The organism is Streptomyces sp. NBC_00620, assembly GCF_026341825.1.
Classification (GTDB): Bacteria; Actinomycetota; Actinomycetes; order Streptomycetales; family Streptomycetaceae; genus Streptomyces.
In genome coordinates, this window is record NZ_JAPENY010000001.1 from 87367 (window position 1) to 106025 (window position 18659).

The 18659-nt window shown below is 69.7% G+C and carries 18 protein-coding genes and 2 pseudogenes; 11 read left to right on the forward strand and 9 right to left on the reverse strand.

The window, feature by feature from the left end; translation table 11 throughout:
• The first annotated feature begins 8 nt into the window (after positions 1–8).
• Both OG246_RS00365 and OG246_RS00370 read left to right on the forward strand, forming a co-directional pair.
• The gene (locus tag OG246_RS00365; RefSeq protein ID WP_266454174.1) at positions 9–995 is read left to right on the forward strand and encodes an ABC transporter ATP-binding protein; all 987 of its coding nucleotides are present in this window, start codon (positions 9–11) and stop codon (positions 993–995) included.
• Positions 996–997: 2 nt separating this feature from the next.
• Entirely contained in the window at positions 998–1768 is a 771-nt protein-coding gene (locus OG246_RS00370) for an ABC transporter permease (RefSeq protein WP_266454176.1), read from the forward strand.
• Here the strand turns inward: OG246_RS00370 and OG246_RS00375 are convergent.
• Positions 1749–2786 carry a hypothetical protein gene (locus tag OG246_RS00375; RefSeq protein ID WP_266454178.1) on the reverse strand — a complete coding sequence of 346 codons (1038 nt, stop codon included), beginning with the start codon at positions 2784–2786 and terminating at the stop codon, positions 1749–1751. The two genes, OG246_RS00370 and OG246_RS00375, sit on opposite strands and share 20 nt — an antisense overlap.
• Positions 2787–2957: 171 nt before the next feature.
• Here OG246_RS00375 and OG246_RS00380 point away from each other — a divergent pair, with 171 nt between their 5' ends.
• The 3 genes from OG246_RS00380 (at position 2958) to OG246_RS00390 (ending at position 6112) form a co-directional block, all read left to right on the forward strand.
• Positions 2958–3848: a hypothetical protein gene (locus tag OG246_RS00380; RefSeq protein ID WP_266454180.1), complete on the forward strand. Its 891-nt coding sequence runs from the start codon at positions 2958–2960 to the stop codon at positions 3846–3848.
• A gap of 198 nt (positions 3849–4046) precedes the next feature.
• Positions 4047–5276, forward strand: a complete 1230-nt coding sequence (locus OG246_RS00385) for an ATP-binding cassette domain-containing protein (RefSeq protein WP_266454182.1) — start codon at positions 4047–4049, stop codon at positions 5274–5276.
• Complete coding sequence (locus OG246_RS00390; RefSeq protein WP_266454184.1) at positions 5273–6112, forward strand: ABC transporter permease; 840 nt, start codon at positions 5273–5275, stop codon at positions 6110–6112. The genes OG246_RS00385 and OG246_RS00390 overlap by 4 nt, the downstream gene beginning before the upstream one ends.
• A 32-nt stretch (positions 6113–6144) precedes the next feature.
• On the opposite strand, the gene OG246_RS00395 is transcribed toward OG246_RS00390, so the two are convergent.
• The gene (locus OG246_RS00395; protein ID WP_266454186.1) at positions 6145–6477 is read right to left on the reverse strand and encodes an ATP/GTP-binding protein; all 333 of its coding nucleotides are present in this window, start codon (positions 6475–6477) and stop codon (positions 6145–6147) included.
• 220 nt (positions 6478–6697) lie between these two features.
• Here OG246_RS00395 and OG246_RS00400 point away from each other — a divergent pair, with 220 nt between their 5' ends.
• Complete coding sequence (locus OG246_RS00400; protein WP_266454188.1) at positions 6698–7726, forward strand: LLM class flavin-dependent oxidoreductase; 1029 nt, start codon at positions 6698–6700, stop codon at positions 7724–7726.
• Positions 7727–7831: 105 nt separating this feature from the next.
• On the opposite strand, the gene OG246_RS00405 is transcribed toward OG246_RS00400, so the two are convergent.
• Positions 7832–8224, reverse strand: a complete 393-nt coding sequence (locus OG246_RS00405; protein WP_266454190.1) for an SCO5389 family protein — start codon at positions 8222–8224, stop codon at positions 7832–7834.
• A gap of 243 nt (positions 8225–8467) precedes the next feature.
• Between OG246_RS00405 and nucS the strand changes: the two genes are divergently transcribed.
• Positions 8468–9139, forward strand: coding sequence for an endonuclease NucS (nucS, locus tag OG246_RS00410; protein WP_266454192.1), 672 nt, complete (start codon positions 8468–8470; stop codon positions 9137–9139).
• Positions 9140–9202: 63 nt separating this feature from the next.
• Here the strand turns inward: nucS and OG246_RS00415 are convergent, their stop codons facing one another.
• The 3 genes from OG246_RS00415 to OG246_RS00425 form a co-directional block, all read right to left on the reverse strand.
• Positions 9203–11707 carry an ATP-binding protein gene (locus OG246_RS00415; RefSeq protein ID WP_266454193.1) on the reverse strand — a complete coding sequence of 835 codons (2505 nt, stop codon included), beginning with the start codon at positions 11705–11707 and terminating at the stop codon, positions 9203–9205.
• A 269-nt stretch (positions 11708–11976) separates the two neighbouring features.
• Positions 11977–12300 carry an STAS domain-containing protein gene (locus OG246_RS00420; protein WP_261707178.1) on the reverse strand — a complete coding sequence of 108 codons (324 nt, stop codon included), beginning with the start codon at positions 12298–12300 and terminating at the stop codon, positions 11977–11979.
• 176 nt (positions 12301–12476) lie between these two features.
• Positions 12477–13325, reverse strand: coding sequence for a 3-hydroxyacyl-CoA dehydrogenase family protein (locus tag OG246_RS00425; RefSeq protein ID WP_266454195.1), 849 nt, complete (start codon positions 13323–13325; stop codon positions 12477–12479).
• A 289-nt stretch (positions 13326–13614) separates the two neighbouring features.
• Between OG246_RS00425 and OG246_RS00430 the strand changes: the two genes are divergently transcribed.
• Positions 13615–14187: a cob(I)yrinic acid a,c-diamide adenosyltransferase gene (locus tag OG246_RS00430; RefSeq protein ID WP_266454196.1), complete on the forward strand. Its 573-nt coding sequence runs from the start codon at positions 13615–13617 to the stop codon at positions 14185–14187.
• Between the two features lie 7 nt (positions 14188–14194).
• On the opposite strand, the gene OG246_RS00435 is transcribed toward OG246_RS00430, so the two are convergent.
• Entirely contained in the window at positions 14195–14464 is a 270-nt protein-coding gene (locus OG246_RS00435) for a type II toxin-antitoxin system RelE/ParE family toxin (protein WP_266454197.1), read from the reverse strand.
• Positions 14461–14736, reverse strand: a complete 276-nt coding sequence (locus OG246_RS00440) for a type II toxin-antitoxin system Phd/YefM family antitoxin (RefSeq protein WP_266454199.1) — start codon at positions 14734–14736, stop codon at positions 14461–14463. Before OG246_RS00440 ends, OG246_RS00435 begins: the two co-directional genes overlap by 4 nt.
• Before the next feature lie 728 nt (positions 14737–15464).
• Here OG246_RS00440 and OG246_RS00445 point away from each other — a divergent pair.
• The 3 genes and pseudogenes from OG246_RS00445 to OG246_RS00455 form a co-directional block, all read left to right on the forward strand.
• A pseudogene (locus tag OG246_RS00445) lies at positions 15465–15563 on the forward strand (hypothetical protein); the annotation flags it as partial.
• Between the two features lie 147 nt (positions 15564–15710).
• Positions 15711–16108 (forward strand): annotated as a pseudogene (locus tag OG246_RS00450) (LuxR C-terminal-related transcriptional regulator); the annotation flags it as partial.
• 104 nt (positions 16109–16212) lie between these two features.
• On the forward strand, positions 16213–18057 hold the full coding sequence (locus tag OG246_RS00455) for a glycoside hydrolase family 18 chitinase (protein WP_266454201.1): 1845 nt from the start codon (positions 16213–16215) through the stop codon (positions 18055–18057).
• An 18-nt stretch (positions 18058–18075) separates the two neighbouring features.
• Here OG246_RS00455 and OG246_RS00460 read toward each other — a convergent pair whose 3' ends face one another.
• A complete protein-coding gene (locus OG246_RS00460) occupies positions 18076–18522 on the reverse strand; it encodes a DUF2550 domain-containing protein (protein WP_266454203.1) in 447 nt (148 codons plus the stop codon).
• Between the last annotated feature and the right edge of the window lie 137 nt (positions 18523–18659).

Consider the following 18659-nt stretch of genomic DNA (forward strand, 5'->3'; position numbering starts at 1 on the left):
GTGGCCGCATGATCGAGCTCGAGGGGCTGACCAAGCGGTACGGCGAGAAGGTGGCGGTCAACAATCTGACCTTCGCCGTCAGACCCGGCATCGTGACGGGGTTCCTGGGGCCGAACGGCGCCGGCAAGTCCACGACGATGCGGATGCTGCTCGGGCTCGACCGGCCCACCGCGGGCGACGTGCGGATCGACGGGCAGCACTACAACCACCTCAAGGACCCGCTGAAGTACATCGGTGCCCTCCTCGACGCCAAGGCCATGCACGGCGGGCGCAGCGCCTTCAACCACCTCCTCTGCCTCGCGCAGAGCAACGGCATCTCCAAGGCGCGGGTGCACGAGGTCCTCGACACGGTCGGTCTGACCGCCGTCGCCCGTAAGAAGGCCAAGGGGTTCTCGCTCGGCATGGGCCAGCGGCTCGGCATCGCGGGCGCGCTGCTCGGCGACCCGCGGATCCTGATGTTCGACGAGCCGGTCAACGGGCTCGACCCCGAGGGCATCCACTGGATCCGCAACCTCATGAAGTCGCTCGCGACGCAGGGCCGTACGGTCTTCGTCTCCTCGCACCTGATGAGCGAGATGGCGCTGACCGCCGACCACCTCGTCGTCATCGGCCAGGGCAGGCTGCTCGCCGACACCTCCATGGCCGACTTCATCCAGCAGAACTCGCGGTCGTACGTCCGTATCCGCACCCCTCAGCGCGAGCGTTTCCTCGACGTGCTGCACGGCGCCGGGATCACCGTCGTCGAGACGGGCGGCGGCACGCTGGAGGTGGACGGCTCCCAGCCGGAGCACCTCGGGGAACTCGCCGCGCGGCACCAGGTCGTGCTGCACGAGCTCAGTCCCCAACAGGCCTCCCTGGAGGAGGCGTTCATGCAGCTGACGGCGGAGTCGGTGGAGTACCACGCGCACACGGACGCCGCCCTCATGGAGGCACCCCCTCCGGGGACCCCGCCACCACCGCAGGGGCAATGGGGCGGCGACTGGAAGAGGGACTGAGCATGGCGGCGACGCAGGTCATCAAGTCCGAGTGGACCAAGATCCGCTCCGTCGCGTCCACCATCTGGACGCTGAGTCTCGCCGCGGTCGTCACGGTCGCCCTCGGCATCCTGATCTCGCTCCTGTCCAAGAACGAGTTCGACAACATGAGCGCGAAGGACCAGCTCTCCTTCGACCCGACGTTCATCAGCTTCGCGGGCATGAGCCTCGGTCAGCTCGCGATGATCGTGTTCGGGGTGCTCGTCGTCTCGAACGAGTACAGCACCGGCATGATCCGCACCTCGCTCTCCGCGGTCCCGCAGCGCGGCACCTTCCTCTTCAGCAAGATCGCGGTGGCGACGGTCCTAGCCTTCGTCGTCGGGATCATCACCAGCTTCGTCGCCTTCTTCCTGGGGCAGGCGATGCTCGGCTCGCACAAGGCGTCGATCGGCGACCCCGGCGTGCTGCGCGCGGTCATCGGCGGCGGCCTCTACATGACCCTGATCGCCGTCTTCTCGATGGGCGTCGCGACGATGCTGCGCAGCCCGATGCTCTCCCTCGGCATCCTGATGCCCTTCTTCTTCCTGATCTCCAACATCCTGGGCGCCGTCTCCGCGACCAAGAAGGTCGGCCGCTACCTCCCCGACCAGGCCGGCAGCAAGATCATGCAGGTGGTGACCCCGATCGACGACGACACTCCGTACGGTCCCTGGGGCGGACTCGCGATCATGGTGGCTTGGGTGGCGGTGGCGGTCGTCGGGGGGTATGTGCTGCTCAAGAAGCGGGACGCGTAAGGTCCTCGGAGTCCGGGCGGGAGGGAATCGCGGGTTCCCCGCCGTCCGGCCGGGACTCCAGCACCCCGTCGAAGTCCGCCCACCCCTCCCAGCGCCACACGTCCTTGTCCAGGTCCGGCTGGAGCGGCACGAAGCGGCCGAGTTCGAAGTCGCCGCCCTCCAGGTCGAACCAGCGCTCGTCGGCGACCTCGGTGCCCAGGCCCACGGTCCGCGCAGTCAGCCGCACGAGCAGCTTCACGCCGTACGACCCGGACAGGTCCTTGCCCTGGATGAGCTGGAACGGCAGCTCGGCGACCGGCGCCTGCACCGGTATCCACACGGTGAAGGGCGCCCCCCGCTCGACCGCGAGCCAGGACCGTTCCTCGGCGAGCTCCCCGTTCGCGTCCAGCACCTTCAGCCACTGCTTGTAGATGACCAGGCTGCCGTCGTGCGGCGACCGCTCCAGATAGCGCAGATGGACCCGGGCCCGCAGATCCACGACCGAGAGGTTGTCGAAGCGGTTGTAGAAGCGGACGGCGATGATCGCGTCCTCGCTGTCGGCGTGTTCCCGCGAGTAGCCGGGAAAGTCCGCGGTCCAGGCGTGCGAGACGCTGGCCCGCTGCCGCCAGACGAACGGCCGCAGCGCGAACAGCTTGATGAGCACGATCCCGAGGAGCACCGCGGGCACCATGGCGCCGGTGACCGAGGAGAGTGTGGCGAGCAGCTGGTGGGCGGTGCTGTCCGGCTCCGGTTCGAGGTTGTCGGTCCCGACGCAGGCGCGCAGCACGGTGAGGCTGAGGTCGAAGAGCCGCTCCTTGTTCGAGAAGCGCTCCCCCATCGACCGCCCCGACTGCTCGGTCACCGTCCACAGCGCCGCGACGACCACGGAGAGCACCGCCAGCGCGCCGAGCGTCATCAGGAGCAGGGCGTGGACGGTGCGTGCGGCGATCCACCAGCGAACAGACGTACGGAAGCGCGGATGCGCCCGGTCCCGCCGCGGCTGCCCCCAGCGGCGCTCACCACTTCTCAGTAAGCTCAACTCACGTCCCCTGTAACCGACATCGGACCCACTCGTACAATGGGACGCCATGATTCCCGGTGTCCGTTCCAGCCAACCCCACTCCGGTGGGCAAGTCCTGGGTCAGCCCCGGGTAGACCTCGGGTGGAACGCTGTGCCCGTACCGCGCGACCACCCCCGAAGGGCGTCACCTTGACGACGAAGGACCGAAGCCTCAGAGCGCTGGGCCTGGACGACGTGCCCGCCAAGCAGCCGCTCACCTATCCGGGCCGCCCCACCACCGAGCCGTCCCTGCTGACCGGGAGCGAGCTGCTCCATCTCGGCGTACGCCCGCTGCGGCTCGGCGAGTGGTACGTGGAGGAGCGGGAGGAATCACAGCGCCTCGACGAGGCCCTCGCCGGTCTCGGCCAGGTCGGCACCGGGCGCCGCCACCCGGTCATCGCCGTCGGCTCGAACGCCTCCCCCGGCCAGGTCGCCCACAAGCTCACCCGGCTCGGCATCCCGGCGACCGTGCCGATGGTGCCGGTACGGGTGCGCGGTATCGGCGTCGGCTGCTCCGGGCACATCAGCCCCGCGGGGTACGTGGCCGGAACGCCGTACGTCGACCCGGACGCGGAGACGACGCTCGTCGTCACCTGGCTGGACTCCACGCAGCTGAAGGCCGTCGACGACACCGAGTTCCCGGACTACCGGCGGGCGATACTCCCGGGCGACGCCTTCGGGATGACGATGCCCTCCGGCGAGCGGCTCGGCGCCGCGTACATCTACTTCAGCGCGCACGGCGTGCTCGCCGACCCGGCGACCGGTGAGCCGCGCCCCGGCGGCGGTGACCAGTCCGCGCTGCTCGCCGCGCTGCTCGCCGACTCCGCCGCACTGCGCGAGCTGCTCGGACCCGACCCGGCCACCTGGGTGCGCCGCGCAGGAGCCGAGCGCTCCCTGCGCGAGCAGGGCACGCTGCTCTTCGGCAAGGAGGGCTGGGTGCTGCCGCAGACCGACTTCCTGCCCTACGCCGACGAATCGGACGAGCTGCGGCTGTACGACGACCTGCCGCCACTGGACGACTCACTTCCGTATCGCGGCTGAGGAATCGGTTTCCGGCCCCCGACGGTTCCGTTTCCACGCTGACCAGGCAAGACGCGTACCTGCCAAGGGGGCGTCTTGACCTGCACTGTTTTACTTTCTTTTGAGTGGAACCGTCAGCACAGCGATATCCTCCTAACCCTTACGGGGGCGTGTGCCCCGACGTCCTGAACGTCCTGAACCTTTCGATGGGTGCGGAGCATGATCGAGGCAGTCGGCCTGACGAAGCGCTATGGCGCCAAGACAGCCGTGTACAACCTTTCCTTCCAGGTGAGGCCAGGTGCCGTCACCGGCTTCCTCGGGCCCAACGGCTCGGGCAAGTCGACGACGATGCGGATGATCCTCGGCCTCGACAACCCCAGCGCCGGGCAGGTGACGATCGGCGGCTTCCCCTACCGCAAGCTGCCGAACGCACCCCGCCAGGTCGGCGCGCTCCTCGACGCCAAGGCCGTGCACGGCGGCCGGCACGCCCGCAACCACCTCCTCTGCCTCGCCCAGCTGTCCGGCATCCCGGCCCGCCGCGTGGACGAGGTACTGGGCGTGGTGGGCCTCCAGGACGTGGCCCGAAAGCGCTCCAAGGGCTTCTCGCTCGGCATGGGCCAGCGGCTCGGCATCGCGGCCGCGCTGCTCGGCGACCCGCAGGTGCTGCTCTTCGACGAGCCGGTCAACGGCCTCGACCCCGAGGGCATCCTCTGGGTCCGCAACCTGATGAAGTCGCTCGCGGCGGAGGGCCGGACCGTCTTCGTCTCCTCGCACCTGATGAGCGAGATGGCGCTGACAGCCGACCACCTGATCGTGATCGGCCGCGGCCAGCTGCTCGCGGACAGCAACATCAAGGACTTCATCTCGCACAACTCGGCCGACTTCGCCCGGGTCCGCACCCCGGACACCGAGCCGCAGCAGCGCGAGAAGCTGACGTCCGCACTGACCGAGGCGGGCGGCCAGGTGCTGCCCGAGCAGGACGGCGCGCTGCGTGTGATGGGCCTGCGGCTGCCGCAGATCAGCGACCTCGCGCACTCCGCCGACGTACGCCTGTGGGAGCTGTCGCCGCACCAGGCCTCGCTGGAGGAGGCGTACATGCGGATGACACAGGGCGCCGTCGACTACCGCTCGACCATCGACCAGAAGGCCGGGCTCCAGCAGCAGCTGCCGCCGGGCGCAATGCCCCCGCAGATGCAGATGCCGGTGGCGGGTCAGGGCCAGCCGGGCTGGTACGCGCCGCCGCCGCCCCAGCAGGGCGGGCAGCCGTTCGCGATGCCGCAGGGCCAGCCGGGACCGTACGGTCCGCCCGGCGCGGCTCAGCCCGGCCCGTACGGCGCTCCGGGCGCCCCCGGTGCTCCGGCCGCCAACCCGTACGCCCAGGCCGCGCCCCAGGCCCCCGCGGCACCGGCCGCCGCCCCCGACCTGAACAAGCCCGAGGACGCCCGATGAGCACGCCCCAGCCCCCGATGCCGCAGCAGGCCGCGCCCAACTGGCAGGCGGCGCCCGGCTCTTCGTACACCTCGCCGATCCCGGTCACGCCCACTCACCTGGGCCACGCGCTCGCCTCCGAGTGGACGAAGATCAAGTCGGTGCGCTCCACGATGTGGACGCTCGGTGTCTTCCTCGTCCTGGTCGTCGGCATCGGCTTCCTGGTCGCCGTGCAGACCACCGACGAGGACTTCGGCGACGTCCCGTACACGATCCCGGCCTTCTTCGGGCTGATCCTCGGGCAGATCTGCCTGATCACGCTGGGCGTGCTCGTGGTCTCGTCCGAGTACGGCACGGGCATGATCCGCACGACGTTCACCGCCTCGCCGCAGCGGCACCGGGTGCTCACCGCGAAGCTGATCATCTTCTTCGCGGTGGCGTTCGTCGTGTCGGCCTTCGCGATCGGCCTGGTCGGCCTGTTCACCTCGGGGATGCACAGCGGCGGCTCGGAGGTCTCCTGGGGCGGCACGGTGGTGATGGGCGCGCTGTACGTCTCGCTGCTCGGCACGCTCGCCCTCGCGGTGGGCTCGATGCTGCGTCACTCGGCGGGCGCGATCACCGCGATGCTCGGCCTCGTGCTTGTGCCCGCGATCATGCCCGCGTTCCTGCTGATGTCCGAGAGCCTGCAGACGATCGGCGACAAGATGCTGGAGTACAACGCTCCCAACTCCCTCGCCAAGATCTTCCACCTGGACAACGAGAACGGCACGGGCGGAGCGCAGCTCGGCCTGCTCGCCGTGGTGACGGCGGCGGCGATCGCCGGCGCCTTCGTGCTGCTCGAGCGCCGGGACGTCTGACCGGGATCGGTGACCTGGATGTGTGAAGTCGCCTAGAACCTGGGCGCGTTACGGGACCGCTGCACCCTTGAGGTGCGGCGGTCCTTCGCGTTCCAGCAGGACTTGTGCCAGTGGCGGCGGTCGTCGACGCCCGAGTGCTCCGGCCAGGCCACCACGTGCGGGATGCCGGAGGGGATCATCTGGTCGCAGCCGGGGCAGCGATAGGTCTTGCCCTCGGAGCTCGCGCCCGCCACATGGCGCACGCTCCACTCCTCGCCCTGCCAGTTCTCCGTGGACTGAAAGCCGCCGTAGCGGCCGCCGTCCTCCGAGGACGCGCTCGGGCCGGACGAGCCGGCGTCCTTCGGACGGTTGCGACGCGGGGACACAGGACACCTCACGGAGCTATACAGGGAGCAGGGGCCAACTCCAGCCTACGCGGCACACACGGGGGTAGGCGTACTCCACCAACCCCCACAGACCGCCCTCCCATCGGCTCATTTTGCAGACAATCCGCAAATCTCTCCGAGAGGCCGTGTCCTCGGCACGTGTCGGGCGGTTATGCCGGTGGGGGAGCTCCGAGACGGAGCCAAGGAAGCAGGAAGTGCAATGCACGTTGGAAGTTTTGTACTGGCCGCCCAGTTCCCGGGCCAGGGCCAGGGGGAGGCCCTGCACCGGGCGGTGCGGTCGGCCGAGGTCGCCGAGGAGGCCGGACTCGACTCGGTCTGGCTGGCCGAGCACCACTTCGTTCCGTACGGCACCTGCCCGTCGGCGGTCACCCTCGCGGCCCTGCTGCTCGGCCGTACGCGACGGATCCGGGTCGGCACCGCGGTGAGCGTGCTGCCCACCGTGCACCCCGTGGCACTCGGCGAACAGGCGGCGCTACTGCATGTGACGTCCGGCGGACGGTTCTCGCTGGGCGTCGGGCGCGGCGGCCCCTGGGTCGACCTGGAGGTCTTCGGCTCGGGTCTCGAGGCGTACGAGAAGGGGTTCCCGGAATCGCTCGATCTGCTGATGCGCTGGCTGCGCGAACCGTCCGTCGCCGGTGCCGGGGAGCGGTTCGGCTTCCGTGAAGTCGCCGTGGTGCCGAGGCCGTCGGAGGCGCTGAGCTGTGCGCCGGGCCCCGAGGTGGTCGTCGCCTGCACCTCACCGGCGAGTGTGCGGCTCGCGGCCGAGCGCGGACTGCCGATGCTCCTCGGGATGCATGTGGGGGACGAAGAGAAGGCCGAAATGGTAGCCCTGTGGCGGCAGTACGCGCGTGTGGCGGGGCGCCCCGCGGACGAGATCTTCGCGGCGGCCCATGTGTCGGCAGGGGTCTGCCAGATCGCGGACCGCCGCACCGACGCCGTCGAATCGCTACTCAAAGCGATGCCGGGCTGGCTGAAGCAGGGACTTGACGCCCATGTGACGGTCGACGGCCGCGCCCGCACGATGCGGGACCCGATGGCGTACACCGAACTGCTCTGCGGGCTGCACCCGGTGGGGACTCCGCAGCTGTGCGCCGACCGGCTCGCGGCGACCTCGGAGCGCACCGGCATCTCTCGCTTCGCCCTGCTCGTGGAGGGCTCGGGGGATCTGGCGGCCACCGAGGAGAACGTACGACGCCTTGGCACCGAGGTACTCCCCCAGCTCCGGTGACCGGCCCGGGCCCGGAGGCCAACGGGCCGGTTCCGCGGGGAGCTTGCCGCCCCAGTACAAAACACCTCCCGCGTACGGAGCGGCAAGCAGTGCGGCGTCACCGCCTCAGCAGTCCCGGAACTCCGGGGACTGGTTCAGCAGCTGACTGCGGACCGAGGTGAAGCGTGCCAGCGTGTCGTCCACTGAGGTGTCCAGCGGGAACACCGCCACCCGGTGGCAGTTCTGGAAGGCCAGTCGCACTCCGAAGTGCCGCTGCAGCGCACCGCGGATCGCGTCACTCGCGAGCGCACGCAGCAGCTGGCCACGCGCCTGCTCGTCCGGCGGAGGCGTCTGGTTGTCGGCGAAGTTGCCGCCGTCCACCTTCAGCTGGGCCACCAGCGAACTGATCATCTCCCACGCGTAGGGCAGGGAGGTCCGGACGCAGTCGACGAATTCAGCTTCGTCGACCTCGCCTCGCTCGGCCTGTTCGAGTAGGGCCGGTGAGACGTCGAGCGACATGAGTTCTCCTCTCGCACCCCCAGACCTCGGGGGTTGCCGGACAGGGAAGGGAGTTCGCGATATCGAACACGCTGAGTACACGCACCGCGACCTCCTGTTTATACGGTAAGCAACGGACGGTGACGGCACCAGGAGAATGCGCACATAGCGAACTCCCACTAGGCACACAATCAGCCACTGCCGAACAGGCGTCTTCCAGGGCGAATCGCGTGGACCACTGCCCGTCGAGTAGCGTTGCGGACCATGCGTCTCGTCATTGCCCGTTGCTCCGTCGACTACGCGGGCCGGCTCACCGCCCATCTCCCGTCCGCCCCTCGCCTCATCCTCGTGAAGGCGGACGGCAGCGTCTCGATCCACGCGGACGACCGGGCCTACAAGCCCCTCAACTGGATGTCGCCGCCCTGCACCCTGAAGGAGGGTTCGGGGGACGAGGAGGGCGTCTGGACCGTCATCAACAAGGCGGGCGAGAAGCTCATCATCACGATGGAGGAGATCCTCCACGATTCCTCGCACGAACTCGGCGTGGACCCGGGCCTGATCAAGGACGGCGTGGAAGCACACCTTCAGGAACTCCTGGCGGACCGCATCGAAACGCTCGGCGAGGGCTACTCGCTGATCCGCCGCGAGTACATGACGGCCATCGGGCCCGTCGACATCCTGTGCCGGGACGCCGAGGGCAAGACCGTCGCCATCGAGATCAAGAGGCGCGGCGAGATCGACGGCGTGGAGCAACTCACGCGCTATCTCGAGCTGTTGAACCGCGACCCGCACCTCGCGCCGGTCCGCGGCATCTTCGCCGCCCAGGAGATCAAGCCGCAGGCCCGCGTCCTCGCCACCGACCGCGGCATCGGCTGCACGGTCCTGGACTACAACGCGCTGCGCGGCATCGAGGACGACAAGCTGCGGCTGTTCTGACCACTACGCGCGCGAAAGGGCCGGGTCCGCCTTCGGACCCGGCCCTTTCGCTTGCTCTGCGTCTCAGATCACGTCACCGCTGGGCGACCCGGCTTCGCTGCTGCTGACCGGAGCGCTGCTGACGCTGCTCTCCGGGGCGCTGGAAACGGTGCCGCTGGCGGAGTCCGAGGTGGGCGGCTCCGACGGCGTGGTGGGCGATTCCGACGGCGATGGCGAGGTGCTGCCCGTAGGCGTCGGCGACGCGGGCGTCGAACTGGTCGACGGCCTCGGGGACGACGACGTGGCCGTCGGCGACTTCGACGGACTCTTCGAAGGCGACTTCGACGGCGTACCAGAACCGCCCGTCCCACTCGGATCATCCGAAGGCCGAGCCACATCCGTAGGCGTCGGATCGTCCGAAGTCCCGTACGTCCCGTCAGGACCCGGATCCGTCGGCGTACTCACCGCTCCCGTGCCGGAGTCCCCGTCGCCCTTCTTCGCCTTGTCCGCGCCCAGGCTGTCGTCGTCGGCGCCCTGGCTGGCCGACGGGTTGACGCCGACCTTCTCGGACGGCGGGTCGTTGCTGCCGTCCGAGGTCGCACCGAGCGTCACCACGGTGCCGAGCACGGCGACGAGGAGCGCGCCCGCGCCCGCCGCCACCAGGTTGCGCCGGGCACCGCTCACCACACGGCTCGCGACCCCGGCGCGCTTCGCCGCGGGGCCGGGCTCGGAGCGGTGGGTGACCAACGTCGAGGGTTCGCCGGACTGTTCGGCCAGGAAGGCGGCCGGTACGCCGCCCGGAGGCGACGCCGACTCCTCGTACCGGGATTCGGACACCTCCTCGCCGCCCGCCGTGCTGGCGCCCGCCGGGACGGTTCCGGAGCGGTCGGAGACCAGTGCGAGGGCGCGCCGCCCCGCGGTCGAGCCGCGCTTGTCGGCGAGGGCGCCACGCAGCCCGATGGAGGCCTCGAGCTCGGAGCGGGCCCGGTCCAGCTGGCCGCCGCAGAGCGCGAGGATGCCCAACTCGTGGTGGAAGTAGGCCTGTTCGCCCACCTCGCCGGAGAGCCGGGAGGCCTCGGCGCCGGAACGCAGCGCACGCTCCCAGGCGCTCCAGTGCATGCCTGCCGCGAACGCGGGCCCGGCCGTACGGGCCAGCTGTACGGCGGCGCTCTCGTCCTGCTCGTCGAGCGGGACCGTGGTGAGCGGGACCAGGACGGTGAGCGCGGCGAGCAGGGCGTCGGCCTCGGCGCAGACCCGCTCCGGGGTCACCGAGGGATGCCCGGCCCACCAGGTGTAGTGCCGGGCCGCGGCGAACGCCCGCTCGTCGGCTCCGTCCGCGTATCCGGCGGCCTCCAGCTGGGCCTGCACACCCGCCGCGAGCCGGTAGCGGGAGCCGACCGGGGAGACCAGCGCGCAGCCCGCCAGTTCGGCGAGGGCGGCGTCCGCGTGGGTGTCGCCGACGAGCGCGGGCAGATGCGCCTGGTGCGGCACCTCGCCACCCAGCGCGATCGCGAACCGCAGGGTGGCGCGCGCCGATTCACTGAGCCGGGAGGCGAGCAGCGAGGCGGGTGCGGCGCCCTCGGCGAGCGAGGGCAGCGGTACGTCGTGTTCGTCGCCGGCCTCGAAGGGCGCGTCCACCGGGGCGTCCTCGTAGTACCCGAACTCGTCGAAGGCGTTCGGGTCGGCGCGCAGCTGGTCGCGCTGCCGGAGCAGCGCCCCGGCCTGCATGAAGCGCAGCGGGAGGCCTTCGGACTCGAACCAGAGGTCGCCCGCCCAGTTCGACTCCTCCTCCGTCAGGATGCGTCCGACGGCCCGCTCCAGGAGTTCGAGGCCGCCACTGCGGTCGAGTCCGCCGAGGAACACCTCCTCAAGGAGGGAGTCGGTGGTCGGCGCGGGGACGTCGGGCGTCGCGGCGATCACGAAGGCACACTCGGGGGTGGCGTCGAGCAGCTCGTCGAGCGCCGCGCCGCCGAACTCCACGTCGTCCAGGACGACGACCGCGCCGATCTCGTTGACGAGCCGGAGCAGTTCGTCCCGTTCCGGCCGGTAAAGGGGCGCTTCGTAGACGGCGGCGAAGAGCTCGTGCAGCAGGTCGCTCGCCGTGCGCCGGTACCCGGAGAGGCGTACGACACCGTCGGGTGCGAGGTCCGCGCAGTCGTCGGCGACGGCGTCGAGCAGGCTGGTGCGGCCCGAGCCGGAGGGGCCGGTGAGCCGTACCGAGCGCCCGCGTGCGAGGAGGCGTACGAGCCGCTCGCGCTCCTCCTGGCGCTCCAGGAGTGGCAGCCGTGGCTGCGCCGGGCCGGGTGGGACGGGCGGCTGGGCGGCGCGGCCCAGCTCGGCGCGTTCCGCCGCGCCGTGCTTCGTGGGCCGCTGTGGCCGCTCCCCCGGCGGGAGGGCTTCTATCTCGCTGCCGTCGACGGGGTTGACCGTGAGCAGGAAGTCGCCCGAGACGAGCTGGACCGTGCGGGCGAGCGCCGGTGCGTGCTGTCCGAAGTCGGTCGTGAGCGGATCGCGCGGCGGACGCGAGCGAGGCGCCTGGCCGTCGTCGTCATGGCCGTACTCTTCGGATCCCCGGTTGTTCGGGTCCATGTTCCAAGCCCCCCAAAAGCGTCGTGTGCCGAGCCCCTCCCGGCCTTGCTGCACACCGCGCTGTCGCTTCTGGTCCGGTGCCCGCTCCAGGGTTTCAGTCGGCGGGCAGCCGAACCCTAAACCTTCGCACAGTATCTACGAACAGCCGGGGTACCGCGCCGCCCGAGACGTCACAGCTTCGTGAGGATTGTGCGCGGGGGGCGTTTCGTACGCCGTTGCGCGGTCCTCCCCGTTGCCCCGTCACCCGCCCCGATCAGACCCTTGCGCGGTCAGACCCGGGGCAGCGACTCCACACCGATACCGCCCTCGATCGCGAGGATCCGGTGCAGCCTGGTGGCCACCAGGAGGCGCTGCATCTGAGGAGGTACGCCGCGCAGCACAAGCCGTCGGCCGCACCGCCCGGCGCGTCGGTGGGCCCCCATGATGACACCGAGTCCGGTGGCGTCCCAGGAGTCCAGCTCGGACAGGTCGAGCACCAGGTCGCCGGCTCCGTCGTCGACGGCCGAGTGCAGGACCGTGCGGGCGTCCGCCGCGCTGCGTACGTCGAGGCGGCCCCCGACGACCAGCTCGGCGTGGTCGCCCCTGATGTACATATGCGCTCCCCGAGAGTGCTTCTCGTACTCCGCGTCTGTCTGTGCCCCGTCTGACTGCCCGAGGGGCAGTGTGGTTGCTGCTTGTAAGCGAACCGATACCGAATTCACCTCAAGGGGTGATGCCCCAGAGGCACGTGCGGTTTCAGTGGTGAACGCAGACGGGTGGTACTTGATCTTCAGTGCTTGTAGAAGCCCTGCCCGCTCTTGCGCCCGATGTCACCGGCGTCAACCATCCGGCGCATCAGCTCGGGCGGCGCGAACTTCTCGTCCTGGGTCTCGGTGTAGATGTTGCTCGCGGCGTGCAGCAGGATGTCGACGCCCGTGAGGTCGGCGGTCGCCAGGGGTCCCATGGCGTGACCGAAGCCCAGCTTGCAGGCGAGGTCGATATCCTCGGCGCTGGCCACGCCCGACTCGTACAGCTTCGTCGCCTCGACGACGAGGGCCGAGATGAGACGGGTCGTCACGAAGCCGGCCACGTCACGGTTGACGACGATGCAGGTCTTGCCGACGGACTCGGCGAACTCCCGCGCGGTGGCGAGGGTTTCGTCGCTCGTCTTGTAGCCGCGGACCAGCTCGACGAGCTGCATCATCGGCACCGGCGAGAAGAAGTGGACGCCGACGACCCGCTCCGGGCGGGCGGTGGCCGCCGCGATCTTCGTGATCGGGATCGCGGAGGTGTTGGAGGCGAGCACGGCGCTGTCGCGGACGATGCTGTCGAGCGTCCGGAAGATCTCGTGCTTGACCTCCAGCTTCTCGAAGACGGCCTCGACGACGATGTCGGCGTCGGCGGCGGCGTCCAGATCGGTGGTGGTCGTGATGCGCGCGAGGGCCGCGTCCGCGTCGGCGGCTTCCAGCTTGCCCTTGCTCACGAACTTGTCGTACGAGGTCCTGATGCCGTCGATGCCACGCTTCAGCGCCTCGTCGGTGACATCGCGCAGGACGACGTCCCAGCCCGCCTGCGCGGAGACCTGGGCGATTCCGGACCCCATGAGTCCGGCTCCGATGACGGCGAGCTTCCGTGCCACTCCGACTCCCCTTAACACGCTGTTCAAGTTGCTTCTCCGGCGGACCCTAGCGCTCGTGAGGGCCTGTGTGACTGCTTAGTAATGCGCGTCACGTCTCAACAGACGGACATCACACCGGATGGCTCACCCAGCGTCCCCCGGCGCGCAGTTGAGTACCTTCTGACGCGGTAGGTCCCTCATGTCGTCGGGGAGCCCGAGTACTTCGCGTGACACTTCGTCCGGATTGTGCCCGCCGTGACGGTGGGCACACGTGTCGGCCAGGAGGCCGGAGCGTAACTACGCTGGGCACATGGTCAATCTGACGCGCATCTACACCAGGACCGGCGACCAGGGCACCACCGCCCTCGGCGACATGAGCCGGGTCGCCAAGACCGACCTGCGGATCTCCGCGTACGCGGACGCCAACGAGGCGAACGCGGTGATCGGGACGGCGATCGCGCTCGGCGGGCTCGACGAGGAGGTCGGCACGGTCCTCACCCGCGTGCAGAACGACCTGTTCGACGTGGGCGCGGACCTGTCGACGCCCGTGGTCGAGGACCCGAATTTCCCGCCCCTGCGGGTCGAGCAGTTCTACGTCGACAAGCTGGAGGCGGACTGCGACCGCTTCAACGAGCGGCTGGAGAAGCTCCGCTCCTTCATCCTCCCGGGAGGAACCCCGGGGGCGGCCCTGCTCCACCAGGCCTGCACCGTCGTACGCCGGGCGGAGCGCTCCACCTGGGCCGCGCTTGAGGTACACGGCGAGGAGATGAACCCGCTCACCGCGACCTACCTCAACCGGCTGTCGGACCTGCTCTTCATCCTTGCCCGGACGGCGAACAAGGACGTCGGGGACGTGCTCTGGGTCCCGGGCGGGGAGCGCTGACGGAGCGCTAGAGCCGCCGGTAGATGTCCCTGCGGTGCCCGACCTCGACAACGAGGATGATCAGCTTTCCGTCATCGATGGTGTAGGCGATCCGGTACGTGCCGACGCGCAGGCGGTACAGATCGTCGTGCCCGGACAGCTTCTTCACGTCCGCGTCATCGCGATAGGGATCGTCACCGAGGCGACTGAGCGCATGGAGGATGAGCAGGGCGGTCGTCTGGTCGACGGTGCGGAGTTGGCGGCGCGCGGCAGCGGTGAACTCGAAGGCGTACTTCACGCCACGCCCTGGCCGGTGGTGCCAAAGATGTCGGCGAGCACGTCAGCCATGGTCGCGCGCGGCTCGCCGCCCTCCTCGGCCAGGGTCCGCAGGGCCTTGCGGGCAAGGAGTTCGTCGGCGGCTTCCTCCAGTGCCTCGTACTCCTCTATGGGCACGATCGCAGCGACCGGCGTACCACCGCGGGTGATGACGGTGGGCTCCCCCTCCTGGGCCTGGTCCAGGAGCTTCGCGAGACTGGCGCGGGCTTCGCGCACGGATACGGACTCATCCATGCTGCGAGTGTACCGCCTCTTGTGTACACAGCGTCGGCGGTGACGAAGTCGCACTGCATCCTTCGATGTAGCCGCGGACCGTCCCCGGGCATCAGGCGACGAGCACGTACGCCGTGTTGGATGGAGTCATGGCCGTACGACTCCCCCGCCCCCATCGAGACGACGTGCGGATCGCGCTCGGCGGCCTGCTCGGCGGGCTCCTTCTGTACGCCGTCGGCCTCGGCGTCCGGCCGGCGGACGAGCCGATCGTGCTGTGGCCCGACAGCCGCGCGCTGCTCCTGCCGCTCGTCGTGATGGCGGGCTGCGAGCTGCTGCGCCGGGCCATGCCGCGTACGGCCCTCCTGATCGGCACGGCCGCGGTGACCGCCGATCTCTTCACGCGCGGCAGCCTGGCCACCGTCCTGATGTTCACCGACCTCATGTACGCGGCGGTGCTGTACGGCAAAGCGGCCACCGCCCGGCGCATCCTCTGGATCACCGGGCTGATCACCGTGGCCGGCACGGTCGTACCCGTCGCGGTCTGGCGCGTGCCGGAGGCGCTGCTGGTCGGGGTGGGCGTGGGCCTGGTGGCGCTGACGCCCGCGGCCACCGGCTGGATCGTCCGCAACCACCGCGACACGGCAGCCGCGGAACGCCTGCGGGCCGAACAGACCGCCCTGCTCGCGGAGATCGACCGCACGCAGGCAGTGACCGCCGAACGGGCACGCATGGCACGGGAGTTGCACGACATGGTCGCCAACCACCTGTCCGCGATCGCCATCCACTCCACGGCCGCCCTCTCGCTCGACGACCCGAAGACCTCGAAGGACGCCCTCGCCGTCATTCGCGAGAACAGCGTGGAGGGGCTCGCCGAGATGCGCCGGCTGATCGGGATCCTGCGCGACGAGAGCGGCGACCTGGAGCCCACCGCGGCGCCCACCCTCGACGGTCTGGAGTCCCTGGTGGTGAGCGCCCGCACCAACGGGCTCGACGTCACGTTCGACGCCGACCACGAGTCTTCGGGGCGCTGCGCGCGGGCGCCTCCGGGTTCCTGCTGAAGAACACCGAGGCGCGCCAACTCCTGGAAGCCGTCCGCACGGTCGCAGGCGGCGAGGGGCTGATCGCGCCCGCGGTCACCCGCCGGCTGATCGCCGAGTTCGCCGCAAGGCCCGTACGGGATCCAGGGCCCGGCCCGGAGGTCCTCGAAGCCCTCACCCGGCGCGAACGCGAGGTGCTCTCCTGCCTCGGCGAGGGGATGTCCAACGCGGAGATCGCGAGCCGTCTCGAGATGGCGGAGGCGACGGTGAAGACCCACGTCAGCCGCCTCCTGGGGAAGCTCGAGCTACGCAGCCGGGTCCAAGCGGCGGTGCTGGCCCAGGAGTTGGGCGTGTAACAAGTAACCGCACGCATCCGCCTCAGTGGTCTGGACCTATTGACCTATGGTCCAGACCTTTCTATTGTCCTGCGCACCTCACTAAATCCCCCGGAGGACCGCGGATGCGCTTCAGAAACCGAGCCAGACAGAGAGCCGTGGCAGGTCTCACCACCCTGCTACTCCCGTTCGCCGCCATGGTCGGCCTCGCGAGCCCCGCCCAGGCAGCCACCAGCGCCACCGCCACGTACGCCAAGACCCAGGACTGGGGCACCGGCTTCGAAGGCAAGTGGACGGTCAAGAACACCGGGACCACGAGCATCAGTTCATGGACGATCGAGTGGGACTTCCCCTCGGGTACGTCCGTGACCTCGGCCTGGGACGCGGACGTCACGTCCTCCGGCACCCACTGGACCGCCAAGAACAAGTCCTGGAACGGCACCCTCGCAGCAGGCGCCTCCGTCTCCTTCGGCTTCAACGGCGCGGGCACCGGCGCCCCCTCCAACTGCCTTCTCAACGGCGGCTCCTGTGACGGCGGCACCACCACCCCGCCGGTCCCGGGCGACGCGCTGCCCTCCGCGCCCGGCACCCCGACCGCGTCCGCCATCACCAACACCTCGGTGAACCTGTCCTGGTCCGCGGCCACCGACGACAAGGGCATCAAGAACTACGACGTCCTGCGCGACGGCGCCACGGTCGCCACGGTGACGGGCACCTCGTACTCGAACACCGGCCTGACCGCCGGCACCACCTACTCGTACACGGTCAAGGCCCGTGACACCGCCGACCAGACCGGTCCGGCGAGCGGCGCGGTCTCCGTGACCACCACCGGCGGAACCACGACCCCGCCGACCGGCGGCAAGGTCAACCTCGGTTACTTCACCGAGTGGGGCATCTACGGCCGCAACTACCAGGTCAAGAACCTGGACACGTCCGGCTCCGCGTCGAAGATCACGCACATCAACTACTCGTTCGGGAACGTGACGAACGGGCAGTGCGTGATGAGCGACTCCTACGCCGCCACCGACAAGGCGTTCACCGCCGCCGATTCCGTCAGCGGCGTGGCCGACACGTGGGACCAGGCGCTGCGCGGCAACTTCAACCAGCTGCGCCAGCTGAAGGCCAAGTACCCGAACATCAAGGTGCTCTGGTCGTTCGGCGGCTGGACCTACTCGGGCGGCTTCGCCCAGGCCGCGGCCAACCCCACCGCCTTCGCCCAGTCCTGCAAGGCCCTGGTCGAGGACCCGCGCTGGGCCGATGTCTTCGACGGCATCGACATCGACTGGGAGTACCCGAACGCCTGCGGCCTGACCTGTGACACCTCCGGCTTCAGCTCCTTCAAGACGCTGACCTCGGCGCTGCGCACGGAGTTCGGCAGCAACTACCTGGTGACCGCGGCCATCACCGCCGACGGCTCCTCCGGCGGCAAGATCGACGCGGCCGACTACGGCGGCGCCGCCCAGTACCTCAACTGGTACAACGTGATGACGTACGACTACTTCGGCGCCTTCAACCCCACCGGCCCGACCGCCCCGCACTCCCCGCTGACCTCGTACACCGGCATCCCGACGGCAGGCTTCAACTCGGCCGACGCGATCGCCAAGCTCAAGTCGAAGGGCGTGCCCTCCAACAAGCTGCTGCTCGGCATCGGCTTCTACGGCCGCGGCTGGACAGGCGTCACCCAGGCAACCCCTGGCGGCACGGCGACCGGCGCGGCACCGGGCACGTACGAGGCGGGCATCGAGGACTACAAGGTCCTCAAGACGTCCTGCCCGTCCACCGGCACCATCGCCGGCACGGCGTACGCGTACTGCGGCAACAACTGGTGGAGCTACGACACCCCGGCCACCATCGGCACGAAGATGGCCTGGGCCAACGCCCAGGGCCTGGGCGGCGCGTTCTTCTGGGAGTTCAGCGGTGACACCTCGAACGGTGAACTCGTGAGCGCCATCAAGAACGGTCTCGGCTAAGCAAGTTAAGTAAGAAGATCAAGCCACATTGACGCGCTGACCGGGCGGGGCTGCTTCAAGCCACGCGAGAAATCCGGTCAGCGCGTCTTCGCTCATCGCCAGCTCGAGACGCGTACCCCTGTGCAGACAGGCGAGGATGATCGCGTCGGAGAGCAGCGCCAGCTCCTCCTCGCCCTCCGGGGCACGGCGGCCCGCCACCTCGATCGCCGAGCGTTCCAGGACGCGGCGCGGGCGGGGGGCGTAGGAGAAGACGCGGTACCACTCGATGCGGTCGCTGTTGTAACGGGCGACGCCGTAGCCCCAGCCTTTGCCGTTGGTGTCGGTCTTCTCGGGCACGTCCCAGCGCAGGCTGCAGTCGAAGGTGCCGCCGGAGCGCTGGATCAGCCGGCGGCGGAGGCCGAAGACGAACAGGCCGACCACCACGAGCGCCACTACCAAACCGCACACAGTCAGAGCGAGGACCATCGACACCGACCTCCTCGTCTCCTAGGTAAAGCAGGTAATGAAACGGAAAAAAGCACCGGCATCGCCTCAGCCGCGACCCGGTCCGGAGCAAGCTCCGGTCCTGGCCGCGGCTGAGTCACTTCCTGTCGCGCGCTGGT